This is a genomic window from Rhodopirellula sp. SH410 (assembly GCF_055811895.1).
Window position 1 is genome coordinate 1,837,884 of sequence record NZ_CM147949.1, and the last position, 18,860, is coordinate 1,856,743.

Genomic DNA, 18,860 nt, shown 5'->3' on the forward strand with positions numbered 1-18,860 from the left:
TCCTGTCTCCGCTCAGGCGGACGGGGGCTCTCTGGCAACGATCACTATCGGGGACCGAGCAGCTTGAAGGCGATTTCGTGCTTTCGATCCTGCCCGTCTTGCACGGTCAAGATTGCCGCCTTGTTGCCGCTACCACGGGTTTGAGTGGGGCGGAACTCTGCGCTCAGCGGTACGAGCACGTTGCCGCCGGGCGGCAGTTTGAGGAGGTCATCTTGCAGGACCTCGAGCGACACGTTTTCTGGGGTCGTTACCGAGAGCGTGTACTGTTGGGGTTCGCTGGTGCGGTTGACCAAACGCAAGCGGAACGAGTTATTGACATTGCCTTGGGCCGTGATCGAAAAGGGGGCCCCTTTGCCACGCAGCAGCCGCGCGTCAAAGCCCACTTTGCTGCTCACTGCCCATGCGAACCCGCTCAGCACCGCGAGTAGCAGCACTGGATAGGCGATCGTTCGGGCGCGGAACACTTTTTTGGGTTTGCGGGCGATCTCGTCTTGCGAGCTGTACCGGATCAATCCCTTCGGCAACCCCACTCGCACCATCACGTTGTCGCACGCATCGATGCACTGGGTGCAGTTGATGCACTCCATTTGCAAGCCTTCGCGAATGTCGATTCCCGTCGGACAGACGACCACACATTGATGGCAGTCCACGCAATCCCCGGCTGGCGTCGCCGCAGGCCGCTTGCCCTTGGCGCGTGGTTCGCCACGCACCGGGTCATAAGCGACAATTTTAGATTGCTCATCGAGCATCACGGATTGGAAGCGACCGTACGGGCACGCGAGCGTGCACATTTGTTCGCGGAAATACAGGAAGTCGAACATCATCAACGCGGTCACGCCCGCCATGACCAAGAACGCCGAAGGGTTCTCAAATGGCGAGGAGCGAACCCACTGAGCCAATCGTTCGGTACCGACGAAGTACGCTAAGAAGGTGTGCGCAAGGAACATGCACAACAGCAGGTAGACGATGATCCTCGCAACACTGCGCAGGCCGCCCATATCGGCTTTGGGTTTGCCGCCACGGCCGACCGAGCCTTCAAAAAAGCGATCGATGGGACGGAACAGGAATTCCATGTACACCGTTTGCGGACATCCCCATCCACACCAAGCCCGACCGGCAACCGCCGTCACCAGCACAACGCTGATAAACACGGCTAGCATCCCGAATGCCAGGATCAATGTGTCCGTCGGATAAAACGTCTTGCCCAGTACCGTTAACTGGCGTGAGACCAAATCCATCAACACAACCGGTTTGCCACCGATCCGCAAGTGCGGAATCATGACAAACACGATCATCAGCAGATACGCGACGACGCGGCGTTTCTTCCACCACTCGCCCATCGACAGGCGTGGTCGCAGCCAACGGCGGCTGCCGTCGGATTTCAGGGTGCTGAGCACGTCGTAGGCAGCCGAGTCCCACTCATCGTGCATTGAATCGGTTTCAGGACTGCTCATGGGATCACATTAGGATTCGTTGGCGGGTTTATCCTCTTCGCTGGCCGTCGGCTCTGGCCATGGCGGGATCGTTTTGCCTTCAGGACCGCGAGGGCCTTGCAGATCTTCGCCACGCAAGCTCGCCACGTAGGCGGCAACGAGGACAATTTCGTTGGGGTGTAAACGGTTCGACCATTTCGGCATCGCACCTGCGGCGGCACCGTTATTGATGACGCTGGCGATGTCGGTGAGGTTGTTGACGTTCTTGTAGAACTCGTCGGTCAGGTTCGGGCCGACTTTGCCTTCTCCTTCACGACCGTGGCAGGAGACGCAGTTGGTTTGAAACACAATTCGTCCCACCCGCCGCCAACTGTCATCGTGCATGTATTTCAAGATGGTTGGTTCAGTGGGCTGGAGTTCGCCAATCTCATCGAACTGCAATCGCGTGTTTTCGGCGAGGGCCACCGAGTATGCGTCTTGGATCGAGCGACCGGGCGTCCCGCCTTGGTAATACAACCAATAGGGCGGGCAGAACGCGATGGTGGCGACGAAGATCCATTTCCACCATCCTGGTAAAGGATTGTCGAATTCTTCGATGCCATCGTAGACGTGCCCGGTCGTGTGCGCATCGTCGGCATCGTGCGAGTGTTCAGGAGGCTTGGTATTCATGAACGGGGGTCCTCCACATCGTCAGAGAGAGGAATCGACGCAAACCGATCCGACGCGTCTTGACTGAGCCTGAGCGTGCCATAGGTGATCGTGGCAAACGCCACCACGAAAAGCGCGAGCGCCCATTCGGCACAAACCGAATAGTCCAACGCACATACTAAATCTTTGATCATTCGTCTTGATCCTTCCCAGTGTGTCGGTGGCACGTACCACCGGTGTATAAGTTTGTGTCAATCAAGCGGCAGGGACGCTCGCCGCATCCTCGGTCGCCTGTTCGTCTGACGCGACGTCTGGTGCGGCCTCCTCGGCAGGCGTCGCCGGAACTTCCGTCGCCGGAACTTCTTCTTCGGCGAACAAGTCGATCCCAACGCGTTGAAGAAACGCGATCAATGCAACCGCTTGTTTCTCATACGTTTTGGCCGGACCACCCTGCTCGACGATTTCCGCTGCGATCCGCTCCGCTTGACGCATTGCGACCGTTGCGGTGTCGTTGAGGTCTTCGTCCGAATACTCGGCACCCAAGTAGGCAGCGGCTTGGACATGCGGCGCGATCGCGTCGTACTTCATGTCCTCAGTCAACAGGTGGGCATAATCGGGCATGACCGATCCAGGCGAGACGTTTTGAGGGTTCTCAAAGTGCGTCCAATGCCAAAAACTGCTCTGCTTGCCACCTTCCCGCGCCAAGTCTGGACCAATCCGCCGACTGCCCCACTGGAACGGTCGATCGTAGATACCTTCTCCTGGTTTGCTGTATTCCCCATACCGTTTCGTTTCGGAGACCATCGGGCGAATTTGTTGCGAGTGGCAGTTGTAGCAGCCCTCCGAAACAAAGATGTGACGACCTGCCAGTTCCAGCGGTGTGTAGGGTTTGACGGTTGCGATCGTGGGCACGTTGTTGCGAATCAAGAACGCCGGGATGGCCTCGAACAGTGTTGCGACAACCACAGCGACCGTCACCAGCACGGTGAATTTCACCGGCAGGCGTTCCCAGCGGCGGTGCCAACCCATCCAGGCAAACGATTCGATTTTCTTGGTGACCTCGAGCACGGCGACCCCTTCGAGCGGGCTCTTGCGTTCCTTCTCGTGTGGGTTGTATTGGGCACTCAAGCGAGGTGCTGTGACGACGGGGACATCGTACTCCGACGGCCGTTGTTTCCATGTCATCAACGCGTTCACGCCGAGCATCACGACGCCACTGAAGTACAGCGCGCCGCCGACTACTCGCAACCACCACAGTGGCACGATCGACTGCGTCGTTTCGATGAAGTCTGGGTACATCAAGTGCCCTGTATCGTCCATCGCACGCCACATCCAGCCCTGCATCAAGCCTGCTGCATAGATCGGTACGATGTATAGCAGGATGCCGATCGTGCCAATCCAGAAGTGCAGACTGACGAGTTTCTCGCTCCACATTTTGGTTTGGAAAATTCGCGGCATCAGCCAGTACAGCATGCCGAATGCCATGAACCCGTTCCACCCCAACGCACCCGCATGCACGTGAGCGATGGTCCAGTCCGTATAGTGCGTGAAGGCATTGATCGATTTAACCGCCAATGCGGGGCCTTCAAAAGTGGCCATCCCGTAGAACGTGACGCCCACGACATAGAACTTCAGCACTGGGTCGACCGCGACTTTGTGCCATGCTCCACGTAGCGTCAGCAGTCCATTGAGCATCCCGCCCCAACTCGGCATCCACAGCATGACGCTGAAGAGCATCCCCAGCGTGCTGGCCCATTCGGGCAGCGAAGTGAAGTGCAGGTGGTGAGGACCGGCCCAGATATAAATAAATACCAGCGACCAGAAGTGGATGATGCTCAATCGGTAACTGAAGATCGGCCGCTCGGCCGCTTTCGGCAGGAAGTAGTACATCAAACCGAGGAACGGTGTCGTCAAGAAGAACGCGACCGCGTTGTGGCCATACCACCACTGCATGAATGCGTCTTGAACGCCCGCGTAAATCGGAATACTTGCCCAGAGGCCAATGGGCACAACGAGATTATTGAAAATGTGCAGCAATGCCACGGTGACAATCGTGGCGATGTAAAACCACAGGGCCACGTACATGTGCCGTTCGCGGCGGTGGATTAGCGTCATCAAAAAGTTGCCACCAAAGATGAACAACCACACGATCGCGATCAGGATGTCGATCGGCCACTCGAGTTCCGCGTATTCTTTGCTCTGGGTGATCCCCAGCGGCAGCGTCATCGCGGCGAGCACGATGATCATTTGCCAGCCCCAGAAGTGCATGCGGCTGAGCACATCGCTCCACATTCGCGCCTTGCACAGTCGCTGGGTACTGTAATAGACCGCGGCAAAAATGGCATTGCCCGCAAACGCAAAAATCGCTGCGTTGGTATGCAGTGGCCGCAGGCGTGCAAAATTGATCCACTCAATACCGCCCGAAATACCCGGCAATACCAGCAGCACGGCGACGGTCAGGCCGACAAGTGTGGCCACCAACGCCCACACGATTGTCGCGATCGCAAACAAACGCACGATCGAGTCATCGTATGAGAACTGTTCCATGCGGCCCGCGTCGGTCGCGACATGGCTGTCGCCAGATCCGCTCTGCGGGACATCGGTCGACGTCACTGTCGCCATTTTATTCCTCGGTGTCGAAACGATAAGAAGCGCCCTGGGAGACGCGCTGAAACGGGGCCGCGATAAATCTCGCTACGCAACTTCAGCATTCTAGCAGATAGATTTCCAAGCGTGCTAGCTGCGCGGCAATTCGCCGCAGGTGCCTGTTTGCGGGGCGGTTGGTTGAATGAGCCGATCAGCCGAGCAGTCGAGTGGCGTGCGTGATCCGATGCCATCCAACATTCGGTTCGATGGTGCCGTCACCGGGTGGCTGACGGCATTCGGATCAAGGATGCGGTGTCAACGTCGAGATTCCGTAGCGTGTGACCGCTTAGAGCATCACACCACGAACCTTTAGGAAGCCCGAAATCGTGACGATGATTGCGGCCAGGATCACAATCACGCTTAGCCACTTTTTCCGGTTCAATCGCATGCCCTCCGTGCCTGCGCTTCGTCCCACCAGGACCGAGGCGAAAAAGAAGACCGCAAAGGCGAGCAACATCTTCGTTCCCAGCAATCCGTGATACAACCCGTCCCCTTTGTGAGCGGGCATCGCGCGGAAGTAGTTGTAGAAACCACTCAGCAAAAACAGCAGAATGCCCCCGTGGATGAACCGCTTCCAGCGCCCATTGATGGCCGTGGCCAGCTGTTGGCGCGCGTCTTCGGAAAGGGCTTTGATCGACGGTAGCAATACAAAAAGCGTGAACACGCTGCCGCCAACCAGTGTGATCGCCGTGGCGATGTGAACGATGCGGGAAATCGTGTCGAGAAGTTGCATTGGGTTTCTTTCTTTCAGCGCTCGGGCGGACAGGCGGGTGGAGGGGACCCATTGCCCCCGTCCGAGTCGGACTTGCTTGTCGGGACAATGGTAGCCCAGGCTACCGCAAGCCCCGCGGGGGCGACAGGGATCAGAGCGCGGACGCTGCTGCCGTCGCTCGGCGACTTTGGGCCGGTTTGTCTATAGTTCCAGGGTATCGGGAAGGTTCATGCCGCAGTGGTTGCCCGGTTCGATGAACGAGAGCCGGGTGATGCCGTAGGCGCGAATGTCCCAGTCACCCGCAGGGAGGAGGTCGGTGTCGAAGGTGTAATCGGTCTCGGTGACTAAGATGCTGCCCGGTGGTGCGTGGCTCTGGACGTGGCGGATGATCGCGGCGAGCTTGGGGAATATTTCGGGATCGTTCCAAAACCGGTATGGCGGGCTGAGGAACACGACCCACGGCGTATCGTCTTCACCGCTGCACGTCAGCAGTCGATTCGCCACGGCGAACGCATCGCCCTGAACGAGTTGGAACTTGTCTTCGAGCTCGAGATGCTCGACCGTCTTGCGAATCTGGTCGGCCGCCTGTTTGATCGGTTCGACAGCCACCGCTCGGACCGCGCCACGACTGATGGCCTCAAACGCCAACACACCGGTGCCGGCGAATAGGTCGAATGCGGTCGTCCCACGCAAGCCGAGGCCGAGGATATTGAACAGGTTTTCCCGCACGCTGTCGCGCATCGGGCGGGTGAACTCTTCCCCATGGTACGTGACGGTACGCCCGCCCATGTCACCGCCGATGATCCGCAGCTTGGTGGGCTTTCCCGGTGACTTTGATTTCGACTTCGACTTCGAATTTGGTTTCGAATTCGGTTTCGAATTCGGTTTTTTCGTTCGTGATTTCATGATTTCTCAGTGCCAATCCAGGGGAGCCTGCCAAGCCGATTTCGCCACCGCGATATCGACGTCAAGTACGGCGTCATCGCGATCACGGACCTGCACGGAAGTGCCCGATGTCACTTCGCCGAGTCGTGTCAGTGGCACGCCGGCTTTCGAAAATCTCGCGGTCACATCGTCAACCCGGTTGGATTCCACTTCGATCAGGAACCGCGTATTGGATTCGCTGAACAAGACTTCGCTGCTGCTCAGGGGGTTGCCTTCGCCGTCCACACGCGAAACATCATCGAGCGAAATCTTCAAACCGAGCCCACCGGCGAGTGCCATTTCCACCGCTGCGACCGCCAGTCCGCCTTCACTTAGATCGTGACACGAACGGAGTTCGCCATCGATGATTGCGGCGTGGACGGTTGCAAAGACCTGTTTCGCAAACTCCGGGTCAACCTGCGGAACGTCACCACCGCTCACGTTCTCGACGAGGCTGTAGTGGGAACCACCCAGTTCTCGCCGCGTTCGTCCGATGAGCAGCAGCACGTTACCGGCGTCCTTCAAATCCATCGTGATCGACTTGCTGACATCCGCGATCTGACCCATCGCACTGATCAGCAGGCTCGGCGGGATTCCGATCGTGTGTTTCTCGCCGCCGTCGTCGAAATAGCTAAACTCGTTATTCAAGCTATCCTTGCCGCTGACGAACGGTGTTTGCAACACTTCCGCCATGTCTTGGCAGGCGATCGCACTTCGGACGAGCGATCCGAGTGTCTCAGCCCGATCGGTATACCCCCAACAGAAATTGTCGAGGATCGCGATCTTCGAGGGATCGGCACCCACAGCAACAGCATTCCGCATGGCTTCGTCGATGGCGGACGTTGCCATGTGGTAGGTATCAAAATCCCCGTAATGCGGATTCATGCCACATGAAATGACCAGGCCGCGTTTGCTGGTGAGTTTCGGACGCACGACGGCGGCGTCGCCGGGGCCGTCGCATTGGGGGCCAACGAGCGGTTTGATCACGCTGCCGGCCTGCACCTCATGATCGTATTGGCGGATCACCCAGTGTTTGCTGGCCACGTTGTAACTTCCCAAGATCGCCAGTAGCGTTTGGGTGTTGGCTGCCGCATCGCGGTTTTCAATGGCCAACGGGGTGACTGTGGGCGGATGGTATACCGCGTCGCGGATAACCGGTGGCCGCCCGTCATGCAGGAATGACATCGTCATGTCGCCGACCAGTTCGCCTTGATAGGTCAGTTTCAAGCGGCCTGTCGGCACGAAGCGTCCAATCGCCGCCGCCTCGACACCTTCGCTCTCGCATAATTCGCGAAGCTCGTCCCACTTTGATTCCGGTACGGCGAAGACCATCCGTTCCTGAGCCTCCGAAATCCAGATTTCCGTATAGGTCAGCCCGTCGTATTTCAGTGGTGCCTTTTCCAGCCACACCTCGGCTCCGAGTTCTTCGCCCATCTCGCCGACGGCGCTACTGAACCCACCCGCACCACAATCCGTGACGGCGTTGTAAAGCCCGCGATCGCGAGCCTGCAGCATCACGTCGAGGACCATTTTTTCGGTGATCGCGTTGCCGATCTGCACCGATCCGCCCGAGAGCGTTTCCGATTCGCTGGTCAGTTCGGCGCTACTGAAGGTTGCTCCGTGGATACCATCGCGTCCGGTCCGTCCGCCGATCGCGACAATTAGATCGTTTGCTTTGACCTCTTTGTCTTCCATCCCCACGGGAAGGATCCCGACATTGCCGCAGTAGACCAGTGGATTGCCGAGGTAGCGACGGTCAAAGTACACCGCCCCATTGACCGTTGGGATACCCATTCGGTTGCCGTAGTCACGCACTCCTGAGACGACGCCTTGGATCACGCGGCGGGGATGGAGGACTCCCGGCGGCAGTTCATCGGGGGTCACATCCGGTGGTGCGAAACAGAACACGTCCGTATTGCAGATGGGCTTGGCGCCCATGCCCGTGCCCATGGGGTCGCGGATCACACCGCCGATGCCGGTGTTGGCGCCGCCGTAGGGTTCCAGCGCCGAGGGATGGTTATGTGTTTCGACTTTGAAACAAACATGGTCCTCGTCGTCAAACGTGACGACCCCCGCGTTGTCCTTGAATACGCTCACGCACCAATCTTTCTCGCCGAGCGTGCGGCGGATGGACTGCGTCGCGGCGAAGATCGTTTCCTTGAGCATGTTGCTGTATTGCCGCTCGTCACCTCCGGGGGTGCCATCGGCGGCGGGACCGCGATAGTGGATGCGACCGGCCAGCGTTTTGTGGCTGCAGTGTTCCGACCAGGTTTGCGCAACGGTCTCGAGTTCGATATCGGTGGGGTCACGATCGAGAGACACGAAATGGTCGCGGATCGTTTGCATCTCGACGAGGGTCAGGTACAGCTGGCCATCTTTGGACAACTGTTCGAGTCCCGCGTCGTCGAGGCTGCGAATCGGCACTCGCACCAGCTCAAACTTGCTTTCCGATCCGACTCCGAGTTCGTTCATCCGCAACGGGCCGACGACGAACTGTTCAATTGAATCGTTCGACAGCGCGCGGCGACAGATCGCATCGAGCCCCGCCTCGTCCACGCCTGAAATCCAGTACTTGCGGAACGTCTTGACCGCTCCCGCGTCGAGTCCGCTGTCGGCCAGCGCACTCTGCGTACTCGCGGCGACCGGATCCATCACGCCCGGTTTGCTCATCACGTGCACCAGGTGCGGGTGGTCCTCAATGCCCCGCTCGGCAAGATTCTCCATCATCGACTCGGGCGGCTCGGAGAGCACGTCACTGTCGCCGCTCTCGCTAACGCGCCCGATCACCAGCCGCTCGGTGACGGTATCGGCCAACAATGTTGCCGCGACCGATTCGGCTTGTTCGCCGCTGATCTCGCCTTGCACGAGAAAACCCCGCGCCGCCGCGACCGTCAGATCGCTGCCCAAACCGAGCTGGTGAATTTCGTCAGCAGTATGCAGTCCCACCCGGTCGATTTGCTGGGGTGCCGGATGAATGTCGATTTGCCAAAGCGGCATGTCTGGGGCTCGGTTTTGAGAGTGGGGGGAGAAGACAAGGAGAAGGCAGCGAGGCCGGCGTTGGTTAATGCGGTGGGGGGAGGTGGGGTTGGGCGGCTTCGCGTTTGGTTCTGGCGTCGCGGAGGTATGCGGTCAGCGCGTCGTCGTCGGCGGTCTCGATGATTTTGATTAACTGCGATAAATCTTGGGCCGCGGCCTGCATTGCCGCAAGGATAGCGGCTCGATTTTCACACACGATGGCGGTCCAGAGGCCCTCGTCGCCCGCCGCGATCCGAGTGGTGTCGAGCCAGCCCGGGCCGACCATGGGGACCGCTTCCTCAGGCACCTGCCGGGCCACGACAGCGGAGAGCAAATGCGGTGCATGGGACGTGACGGCCATTAAATCATCGTGCCGCTGTGGCGATAATTGCAGCGTCCTCGCACCTGTCGACTTCCAAAACTCATCGACGGCCTCGACCACGCCCGCCGACTCATGCCCCGAGGGCGTGATCACAACCAATTTGTGGTCGAAAAGATTGTCGCGAGCGTTTTCGATTCCTGTTTTTTCGCTTCCCGCGATGGGGTGTGCCGCGACAAAGCGGGCGGCGGTCGCTGGATCCGCCGTGACCGCTTGGACAATACCGCACTTGGTACTACCCACGTCGGTGATCGCCACGTGGGGGCAGGCAGCGGCAATTTGGATCGCATATTCCGCGATTCGGTCGACCGGCGTCGCGATGACCACGAGATCGGCCAGCATGGATGCTTCGATGAAATCGTCTGAGACGGCGTCGACGAGGTCATTGTTGATCGCGAATTCACGAGTTTCCGCCCGTCGCGCCCAGCCGATCAGTCTCACACTCGAATCCCCACCCGATCGGCGGAGCGACTTCGCGACGCTGCCGCCAAGCAGCCCCAGCCCAATCACCGCGACAGTGCGAATGGGTGGGAACGACGATTCGGTAGCAAAATCAGGTATATTCACGCGCAGCAGAATATCGCATCCCCTTCATCAAGCCCAGTCCTCTGGCGGGCTCGCCCCCCTAATTGTCGCCGGATCGCTCCGCCGATCCGACTGAATTGATCTTGCCGTCATTTCATGGCCACAGGCACAATCGAGGGTATGTCCCCGCATTCTCAATCGAATCGTTCATCCCATCCGACGGCACCCTCGGCACATCACCCGCGAGATGGCGTTCCCCTGGCAACGGCGGAGCGATCTGGCCACGAGGACGAATCGGGGTGGGGCGACACTCCCAATCCGTTTTCGCGGGTGCTCGCTGCCAGTGAGCCGTCGGCGAAGTCTCGGTTCCTGCGTGCGGTCAAGACGCTCGTGGTCACACTGGCGTTGACCACTCTATTGCTGGGGGGCGTGTTTTTTGGCAAGCAGTTCCTGCTCTCGCGTTTGGTCGCTGGTTTTGACGACCTCGATGCTGCAGCGAAGCAAAACCGCTTAACTCAAATCGCCGATTTCGGGGCCGACGCGATTGAACCGTTGGTCGACAAGTTGTCCGCCGACGATGAAGCAATCTCCGTGTCCGCGTTCACCCTTCTGCAGCGATTGCAAAATGATTGGATCACGCTGTCACCCGCCGCTGCCCAAACCTCGCACGAACAGTTGATTCAGGCTATCGCGGCGACGTTTTTACGATCGCAGGAGAGGGGGCAATCAGCGAAACCGGGGCCCGTTCAGTGCGGGCGGGCACGCGAATTGTTGCAGCAATCGATTCTCGAATTTTCGTCCGCCCCTGGCAAGTCGTCCGACCTGCTCGCCTCCGCCAATCGATTACTCGCAGCACTCGACGGCCATGCACCGGCGACTGCGACGTTGGTCAACTCTCCCACAAAACTGGACTCCGACGAGAAGCGTCACTCCGTCAGCAAGGTCGTTCGGCCTTCGACACAAGTTCGCCAATCAGGGTGGACCGATTGGCCGCCGCCGGCCAGCACCCAAGCCCCTCAAATTGTCCGGGCGGGAACTCGGCAGGCACGCTTGGAAAACGACGCGCGGACGTCTCCAGCAATGACAGCACCCGCAAGTTTGCAAGCGTTGCCGCATGGTGTCACCGCGCCGCTGCGCCCGATCAGGCCCGGTGAGTCAACCTCCGCGTACAGTCCTGCTATATCGGCGCGTCGGCCGGTTGGCCGCGTGATCCAAGTGTCCGCCGCTGCCACCGATGACGACCCTGCAGCGGTGGCGACGCTCGGCGATGTGGCAGTGCTGGGTCACCCTTCACGCCCCGCCGTGGAGCCGGTCGAGCGGGCCCGTCACGAGCTCGTCACGCGGGGTTTTTCGGAGTCGCAGCTCGAATTGGCCACGAAATGGACCGCCGCAGGGCCGGATGAGCGGATTTTGCTGATCGATTCTCTGGCCCGCTCCGGCCAAATCGCAACGGAACCCTGGTTATCACTTGTCTTCGACGATCCCGACCGTCGGGTGCGGTTGCAGATGGCATCGTCTCTGGGAGAGAATCTATCGATTGGAAAGGATCAGGCTGCGGCCGTGCGGGCGAGTTTGCACCATCAACTTGCACGGGAGACCGATCTGCACGTCGCTGCTCGGATACGGCGAATTCTCGACTTGTTCTGAATTGAACGCTGGAGATTTCGACGCGCAGTTTCTATAATCTTCAGTATACTGAAGTGTCCTAAATTCCCACTGAGCGACGTTTTCCGCGGAAGTGTCATGAGTGAAAAGCAAGTAGACGATTTAGCTGGTGCGTTTGGTCAACTGACCCCCACCGGCGGTGGCGATCCGATCCCGCTGATGAAGAATAATCTGCTGATCGGCCGTCGCAAGCATTGCGATATTTGCTTGGACTTTCCCAACGTGTCCAGCCAGCACTGTCGGATGACGCTGGAAAATGGCTATTGGTTTATTCGCGATTTGAACAGTCGCAACGGTACGAAAGTGGATGGGCGGCCGGTGATTCGGAAACGCGCCGATCCCAAGTGCAAAGTGACCATCGCGCGGCACCACTACGTTCTCGAGTACGATCCGCAGGTGCTCGGTGCCTATGGTCCCCCGCCGCCGGACGACAATTACATCGAGGAAGTGATGAAAAGTTCCTTGATGGACCGAGCCGGGATTTCCAAGCGAGATCCCAAGAAGGGTTTGTTCAACCGCAAGTCGGACTGAGCGACAGTCACTCAGTGAACCGGGTGACCCAGGTTACCCAATCAACAGCCCGCTAGCGCCCCAACGGTCTGAGGGACCGCAGCAGTTTCTCAGACCTGCTCGGCGGCGTTGATTCGACGCGGCGTTGATTCGACGCGGCGTTGTGGGGCCGCTGTCGCGAAGCGGTTTGGCAATCGTTAGAAATTAGCTAATCCGCATTTCTTATCTCGCCGATACAATCCAACACAGGCACTCTGGCTGCGCCCCCACTCCGACGGAGTAGGGTATCGCAGCGAGTGCGATTTTCATGGGTTGGTCCACCGCGAGGTTTTTTCAATGTCGGGCGATTCCAGGGCTCTCGAGCGAGATCGCCGATTGACGCTGCCAACGCGGCTACCGGGACCGCTGCATGCCTGGGTGATGCAGTGGGGGACGGCGGTTGTCGATGGTATCGCTGCGATTGGCGATCTGGCATGTTTCACCTGGCAGATGCTGGGGTGGATGTTCACGCGGCTGCCGCGGCGCGGCACGCTGTTGACCAATTTCTACCAAGTCGGCGTGCTCAGTCTGCCCGTTGTGGCCTTGACGGGCACATTCATCGGCATGGTTTTAGCGGTTCAGAGTTACTATCAATTTCAAGCCATCGGGCTGGCCAGTCGTCTCGGCGTCGTGATCAACACGTCGCTGGTTCGTGAACTCGGACCGGTGCTGGCCGCGACGATGCTCGCCGGACGGGTTGGTGGAGCGATGGCGGCCGTGCTCGGCACGATGCGTGTCACCGAGCAAATCGATGCGTTGACGACGATGGGGGCCGATCCCATTCATTATCTGGTCGTACCGCGTTTCATGGCCTGCCTGCTTTTGATTCCCGCGCTGACGATCATGGCGGACTTCATGGGGATCGTCGGCGGCTATTTTTATAGCGTGGTGATTCTCGGAATTGACCGGGCCGCCTATTTGCATCATTCGCGTGAAGGCGTGGTCGGGTTCGACCTGTTCATGGGCATTTTCAAGAGTTTCTTTTTTGGCGCCATCATTGCGATTGTCAGTTGCTATCGCGGATTCAATTGCCAACCGGGGGCGGAGGGCGTGGGCAAAGCGGCTACGGCCGCCTTTGTCTACTCATTCGTATTGATCCTCGCAGTTGATCTCTTTCTCAACATCACATTGGATTCGATCTACTTCATGATCTATCCGGAAGGACCGGTGCTGTTTTGAGCCACGCCGATGCCGCAGAGATGCCCCACGATACGTCGCACGACGACGAACCGCAGGCACGTCCTCTGATTGAAGTCAACGACTTGGACATTGAGTTTGATGGGCATGTGATTCTTTCGGGGATCACCCGCAGCATCACGCGTGGCCAGACCGTCGCCGTGATCGGTGAAAGCGGTTGTGGCAAAACGGTGTTCATGAAAACGCTCGTCGCGTTGATCAAACCCACGCGGGGCGAAATCAAATTTGACGGTGCCGACTTAAACAAACTGTCGCCGGCAGAGCTCGCTCAGATCCGGCGGCGTTTCGGCTTTGTGTTCCAACACGCGGCGCTGTTTGACAGCATGAATATTTTCGACAATGTGGCTTTTCCGATTCGGCAAAATGAGTCCCACACCGACGAGAGCGAGGTCCGCGATCGTGTGCGAAAGCATTTGCTCGAAGTCGGTTTGCCCGAAGATGTCGCCTCGAAGTTCCCCGCAGAGATTTCCGGAGGCATGCAAAAGCGTGTTGGCTTGGCGCGGGCACTCGTGCTGCAACCAGAATTGATTGTCTATGACGAGCCCACCACGGGGCTCGATCCCATCATGAGCGATGTGATCAACGAACTGATTTTGAATACCCGGCGGATGTATCCCGTCACCAGCGTGGTGGTCACCCACGACATGCACACGGCGCGGAAGGTGGCCGACCGTGTGATGATGTTTTTCCCTCGTCGGATGCTCGACGAGGGCCAATCTCAAATTTTATTCGACGGACCGCCCAGCGGACTCGAGCACGCCGATGACCGGCGGGTTCGTCAGTTCGTTCGTGGCGAAGCGGGCGATCGAATTCGTGAAATGTCTCGAGCAACGGCGTAATGATTATGGACGACAGCAGACTACGATTTGGGGTGGGCGTGTTGGTCATCGCAGCGATCGGAATCGGTGTGATCCTGACGTTTCTGTTCGGAGCGTTTCCCGCCATCCTCAGTCGCGAATATACGCTGACGGTCGAATTTCCTTCAGCACAAGGCATCAATACGAATACACCGGTGCTCCGCGATGGTGTGAAAATCGGCCGCGTCTCGAGTATCCAGTTGCGCAACGAAGGCGGCGTCACACTGACGCTCGCGATGGATGAAGAATACCCGATGTTGCATAAATACATCCCGCAGATCGGCATTGGATCTCTCATCACAGGCGACTCGAAACTTGAGTTTCGGAGGGCCGAACCACAAGAGTTGCAAAAGCTATTCAGCGATGATCCGGCCATGATCGACCGGACCTACAGCAACGGAGAACATATTGTTTACGGGCAGAAGCTCGACGACCCGTTCACACTGTTGTTCGGTATGGAAGATGAACTGAGGTCGACGTTCTCGAGCATTCGACATGCAGGCGATTCGGTGCAAGGCACCGGGAAAAGCATCCAGTCGTTAGTGCAGGATGTGCGTGGTTTGATCGGAGTCGAACCCTCCTCCAATACCTACCCGCCGGGCTATCCGCCGCAAACGTCGGTATCCCCGATGCCCGCATCGCAGGGCGGTGGCAGTTCTTCACCAATGTTCGCACACACCGGTTCCGCGAGAGCGATGTCACCGGCGCCGTCATGGGCGCATCCGGTGCGACTGGTTTCCGCAACGTCGACGGAGCCGAATGGGGCGACTGCGATCCAGACCTTGGCGTTTGCCGATCCTGCGCAGACTCCTCCTGCGAGCGGTGCCAACGATGGGGCCCCCGGCCGGCCTCTGCAGCCGGGGTTGATGCCGCCGCTGGGAACACCAACCGGTGCTGCGGGCAAGCCGACGTTCGTCCAGTTGCAGAACGAAGCGATCAAGACGCTTGAGGAACTGCAAGGGGCGATCCGCGATGCACGTTCCATTCTCGGCAACGAGCAGATCCGTCGGGGCCTGCAAGATTCGGTGGAACGATTTCCTGGCATGCTCGACCAAGCCAACGAGACGCTCCTGACGGCGCAGAAGACATTCGATAATTTTGCTCGGGTCGGTAATCAATTCGAGCAGGTCGGCTCGGTCGCCGAACAAGCCATCACCGAACTCAAGACAACCGCCGGCGGCACACTCGAAAGTTTCCAAGCGACGGCTAAGAATGTCGAAGCCTTCACGGAACCTTTTGGTCGCCGGAGTGAAGAGTTTGCCGAGCAAGTCCTGCGAAGTCTCGTCAGTGTTGACAACGCCTTGACCCAAATCGATACCTTCGGCAAGACCATCAACAGTTCCGACGGGACGCTCAAACGCTTGATTGAAGACGACGAGTTGTACTACGAGATCAAACGTACGGTTGAAAATATCGAAGCAGCGACGGCCCGAGTGCGGCCCATTCTCGACGATGTCCGCGTCTTCACAGACAAAATCGCACGTGATCCACGGCAACTTGGGGTGCGTGGCGCGTTGGGCCATCGACCCACCGGAGCGGGTTTGAAATAGCAGCGAATGGAGAGCTGCGGATTGATGATGTGCCGCCTTTCGCTCGGCGAGAGATGGCGGACGATAACGCCGTTTTTCCGGAAGTGAAGGCGTCGTTCGGGTAGGTGTGATGGACGCGATGACCCGTCATCCGAACGAGTGGTGAGGTACAGGAATTGGGTGGAGTTTGTCGGCGGGGCCAGGGAAATTCACCTTGAATCCCAGGTTTTGCTAGTGCGTAAAGATGGAATTCCTTTACGATCATGGGCATCTTTCCCCCACCGAGCACGGATACCTGAAGCCAACATGGATGTTACCCTCCCCGAAGCCGCCATTGCGGCAAGTGCGCCTGTTGGTCCCATTTCGCCTGAACGCTCCGTCCCTGGCCAGCAACGCCGCGGCGCCATTCGTTGGGATTACACGATCTTCTTCGTCACCTTGCACCTGCTCACCTTGCTGTGCTTGCTACCGTGGTTGTTCAGCTGGGCGGGCGTGATCGCGTTCTTGGTCGGTGTCGTGTTGTTCGGCCAAATGGCGATTCCCATCGGCTACCACCGACTGCTCACGCATCGCAGTTTTCGCACCCCGAAATGGTTTGAACACACCCTCGTAACATTCGCGATGTGTGCTGCCCAGGAAACGCCTGCGCACTGGGTCGCGTGGCACCGGATGCATCATTCTCACTCGGACCACGCCGAAGACCCCCACTCGCCGCGTGAAGGATTTTTGTGGTCGCATGTTCGCTGGTTGGTCCACGAAACACGCACCCGGCTGGCGACGTTTTCGATGTACGAAAAATACGCTCGTGATGTGCTGGCGGATCCTTACTATCGATGGATTGAAAAATTGCCCTCCCCCGCCGGCCTCTTTTGGCTCGGCCACGCGCTGATTTACACCGTGATCACGACGGCGATTTGCTTGGCGGTGTACGGTAATGAACCCACCGCGTATCGCATGATCGCCAGCATCGTGTTGTGGGGCGTGATCGCCCGCACCGTCTGGGTTTGGCACATCACGTGGGCGGTCAATTCGCTCAGTCACATGTTCGGTTATCGTAACTACGACACGAACGATGACAGCCGCAATAATTGGCTGGTAACCCTGTTGACCGCTGGCGAAGGCTGGCACAACAACCACCATGCGGATCCGGCCAGTGCATCGGTGCAACACCGATGGTGGGAAATTGACGTGAACTACTACGTCATTCAAGGGTTTGGTTTAGTGGGTTTGGCCAGTCACATCATTCGCCCACGATGCCACCGCCAAGGCAAAGCAAGCAAAGCGGCGGGTGCCGGAACCACGCGAAATCAGCAACTGTCTTGACGCGAGCATGGCGCCGCCATTCGGGCCGCGCCCCACGTGTACTCGGCCCATCGTCGCTCCGATGAACAGGCGGCTGGGCATGCGAGGTTGAGTGATTTCTTACCAGACGCTCACCGGGCGCTCACCGGGCGGCGCTACGCAAACAATGCGTCGATCACCTTGCCGTTTCGGACCAGGGTGATGGGGCGACCGGTGCCGGAGTCGTATTCTTTGGCGGGATCGATGCCCAGGTTGTGATAGAAACTCGCGGCCACATCGTCCGGTGAGATTGCCTCGTGTCGCGGTGCGGCAGCGGTGTCGTCGCTTTCGCCGATGACTTGACCACCTCGCACGCCGCCGCCCGCCATCAGCATGAACATGCAGCGTGGGTAGTGATCGCGGCCACCCTCGGCGCTGCGGCTGTTGATTTTGGGTGTCCGGCCAAACTCGCCCGTCACCATCACGGCCGTGGAATCGAGTAAGCCACGCTGTTCCAATCCCGCCAGCAGACCACTGAGCCCCAGGTCGAGTTTGGGTAGCAAGTCCGTTTTGAGCTTCGTAAAGTTGTCTTGATGGGTATCCCAACCACCGAGTTGTAGCGAAACGAAATTGACTCCGGATTCGACTAAACGCAAACTCAATAGGCAGCTTTGCCCAAAACTATCTTCCCCGAATTGGCGTCTGAAACTGTCGGGTTCCTGAGCGATGTCGAACGCTTTTCTCGCTCGGGGTGAGGTGATCATCGCGTAGGCTTGCTCACCAAAGCGGGATAGACCCTGGAGCAATTGATCGTCCGGTTCCAGATCTGTGAAACGGCGGTCCAGTCGTGCCAACAGGCTCTGGCGGCGCGAGATTTCGTCGACGGATAGATTGCCGGGCAGGGAGATGCCGCGGACGGAGAAAGGCTGATCGAATTTCGGTGTCGCTTTGGTCTCGAGCGCCGCGTTCTCGAGTCCGAGAAACCCAGGACCATGGCCGGCCTGCGGGATGGCGACATGATTGGGGATATTTAGATCGCCTGAGCGTTCCGCAGATACGACCGATCCGAAACTCGGATACTGCAGCGACGGGATCGGACGGCTGCCCGTGTTGACGTACTCCCGGCCGAGTTGGTGAGCGGCGAGCGTATGCGAAACGCCGCGTAGAATCGCGTACTTGTCGGCCACTTTGGCCAGTTGCGGCAGATGCTCCGAAATCTGCACGCCAGGTACGTTCGTGTTGATCGGGGCGAACGGCCCACGGACTTCATCGGGGGCATCGGGTTTGAGATCGAAGGTGTCCATGTGCGAAGGACCACCGACCAGTTCGATAAAGATTGCGCGATGGGCGCGCTGTTCGCGAAGTTCGCCGGCGCCAGCCATCTCGAGCCAATGCGGCAGAGTGAGGCCACCGATCCCCACGGCGCCAGTACCGAGCACGCCCATTCGAAGCAGATCACGACGGGTTGCGCCGTCACAGGTTTTGTGTAATCGCATGATT

General features: G+C 58.7%; 15 protein-coding genes. 6 read left to right on the forward strand and 9 right to left on the reverse strand.

Features of this window, described 5'->3' with window-relative positions:
* Positions 1 to 44: 44 nt before the first annotated feature.
* From ccoG to SH410x_RS06935, 8 genes are all read right to left on the reverse strand, one after another.
* Positions 45 to 1,454, reverse strand: coding sequence for a cytochrome c oxidase accessory protein CcoG (gene ccoG / locus SH410x_RS06900; protein ID WP_473675766.1), 1,410 nt, complete (start codon positions 1,452 to 1,454; stop codon positions 45 to 47).
* A gap of 9 nt (positions 1,455 to 1,463) precedes the next feature.
* The gene (locus SH410x_RS06905; protein WP_473675767.1) at positions 1,464 to 2,102 is read right to left on the reverse strand and encodes a cbb3-type cytochrome c oxidase N-terminal domain-containing protein; all 639 of its coding nucleotides are present in this window, start codon (positions 2,100 to 2,102) and stop codon (positions 1,464 to 1,466) included.
* Positions 2,099 to 2,275 carry a hypothetical protein gene (locus tag SH410x_RS06910; protein ID WP_186774852.1) on the reverse strand — a complete coding sequence of 59 codons (177 nt, stop codon included), beginning with the start codon at positions 2,273 to 2,275 and terminating at the stop codon, positions 2,099 to 2,101. Before SH410x_RS06910 ends, SH410x_RS06905 begins: the two co-directional genes overlap by 4 nt.
* 61 nt (positions 2,276 to 2,336) lie before the next feature.
* On the reverse strand, positions 2,337 to 4,703 hold the full coding sequence (gene ccoN / locus SH410x_RS06915; protein WP_473675768.1) for a cytochrome-c oxidase, cbb3-type subunit I: 2,367 nt from the start codon (positions 4,701 to 4,703) through the stop codon (positions 2,337 to 2,339).
* A gap of 310 nt (positions 4,704 to 5,013) precedes the next feature.
* On the reverse strand, positions 5,014 to 5,460 hold the full coding sequence (locus SH410x_RS06920) for a hypothetical protein (RefSeq protein ID WP_473675769.1): 447 nt from the start codon (positions 5,458 to 5,460) through the stop codon (positions 5,014 to 5,016).
* A 180-nt stretch (positions 5,461 to 5,640) separates the two neighbouring features.
* A complete protein-coding gene (locus SH410x_RS06925; protein WP_473675770.1) occupies positions 5,641 to 6,345 on the reverse strand; it encodes an RsmD family RNA methyltransferase in 705 nt (234 codons plus the stop codon).
* 6 nt (positions 6,346 to 6,351) lie between these two features.
* Positions 6,352 to 9,360, reverse strand: coding sequence for a phosphoribosylformylglycinamidine synthase subunit PurL (gene purL / locus SH410x_RS06930; RefSeq protein WP_473675771.1), 3,009 nt, complete (start codon positions 9,358 to 9,360; stop codon positions 6,352 to 6,354).
* Positions 9,361 to 9,424: 64 nt separating this feature from the next.
* Complete coding sequence (locus SH410x_RS06935) at positions 9,425 to 10,324, reverse strand: prephenate dehydrogenase (protein WP_473675772.1); 900 nt, start codon at positions 10,322 to 10,324, stop codon at positions 9,425 to 9,427.
* 138 nt (positions 10,325 to 10,462) lie between these two features.
* Between SH410x_RS06935 and SH410x_RS06940 the strand changes: the two genes are divergently transcribed.
* The 6 genes from SH410x_RS06940 (at position 10,463) to SH410x_RS06965 (ending at position 17,402) form a co-directional block, all read left to right on the forward strand.
* On the forward strand, positions 10,463 to 11,929 hold the full coding sequence (locus SH410x_RS06940) for a HEAT repeat domain-containing protein (protein ID WP_473675773.1): 1,467 nt from the start codon (positions 10,463 to 10,465) through the stop codon (positions 11,927 to 11,929).
* A 96-nt stretch (positions 11,930 to 12,025) separates the two neighbouring features.
* Entirely contained in the window at positions 12,026 to 12,478 is a 453-nt protein-coding gene (locus tag SH410x_RS06945; protein ID WP_473675774.1) for an FHA domain-containing protein, read from the forward strand.
* Positions 12,479 to 12,877: 399 nt separating this feature from the next.
* Positions 12,878 to 13,675 carry an MlaE family ABC transporter permease gene (locus SH410x_RS06950; protein WP_473677260.1) on the forward strand — a complete coding sequence of 266 codons (798 nt, stop codon included), beginning with the start codon at positions 12,878 to 12,880 and terminating at the stop codon, positions 13,673 to 13,675.
* Between the two features lie 20 nt (positions 13,676 to 13,695).
* Positions 13,696 to 14,532: an ABC transporter ATP-binding protein gene (locus tag SH410x_RS06955; RefSeq protein ID WP_473677261.1), complete on the forward strand. Its 837-nt coding sequence runs from the start codon at positions 13,696 to 13,698 to the stop codon at positions 14,530 to 14,532.
* Between the two features lie 5 nt (positions 14,533 to 14,537).
* Complete coding sequence (locus SH410x_RS06960) at positions 14,538 to 16,100, forward strand: MlaD family protein (RefSeq protein WP_473675775.1); 1,563 nt, start codon at positions 14,538 to 14,540, stop codon at positions 16,098 to 16,100.
* A gap of 285 nt (positions 16,101 to 16,385) precedes the next feature.
* Positions 16,386 to 17,402, forward strand: a complete 1,017-nt coding sequence (locus tag SH410x_RS06965) for an acyl-CoA desaturase (RefSeq protein WP_473675776.1) — start codon at positions 16,386 to 16,388, stop codon at positions 17,400 to 17,402.
* Positions 17,403 to 17,536: 134 nt separating this feature from the next.
* Here SH410x_RS06965 and SH410x_RS06970 read toward each other — a convergent pair whose 3' ends face one another.
* Complete coding sequence (locus SH410x_RS06970; RefSeq protein ID WP_473675777.1) at positions 17,537 to 18,856, reverse strand: DUF1501 domain-containing protein; 1,320 nt, start codon at positions 18,854 to 18,856, stop codon at positions 17,537 to 17,539.
* Positions 18,857 to 18,860: the final 4 nt, after the last annotated feature.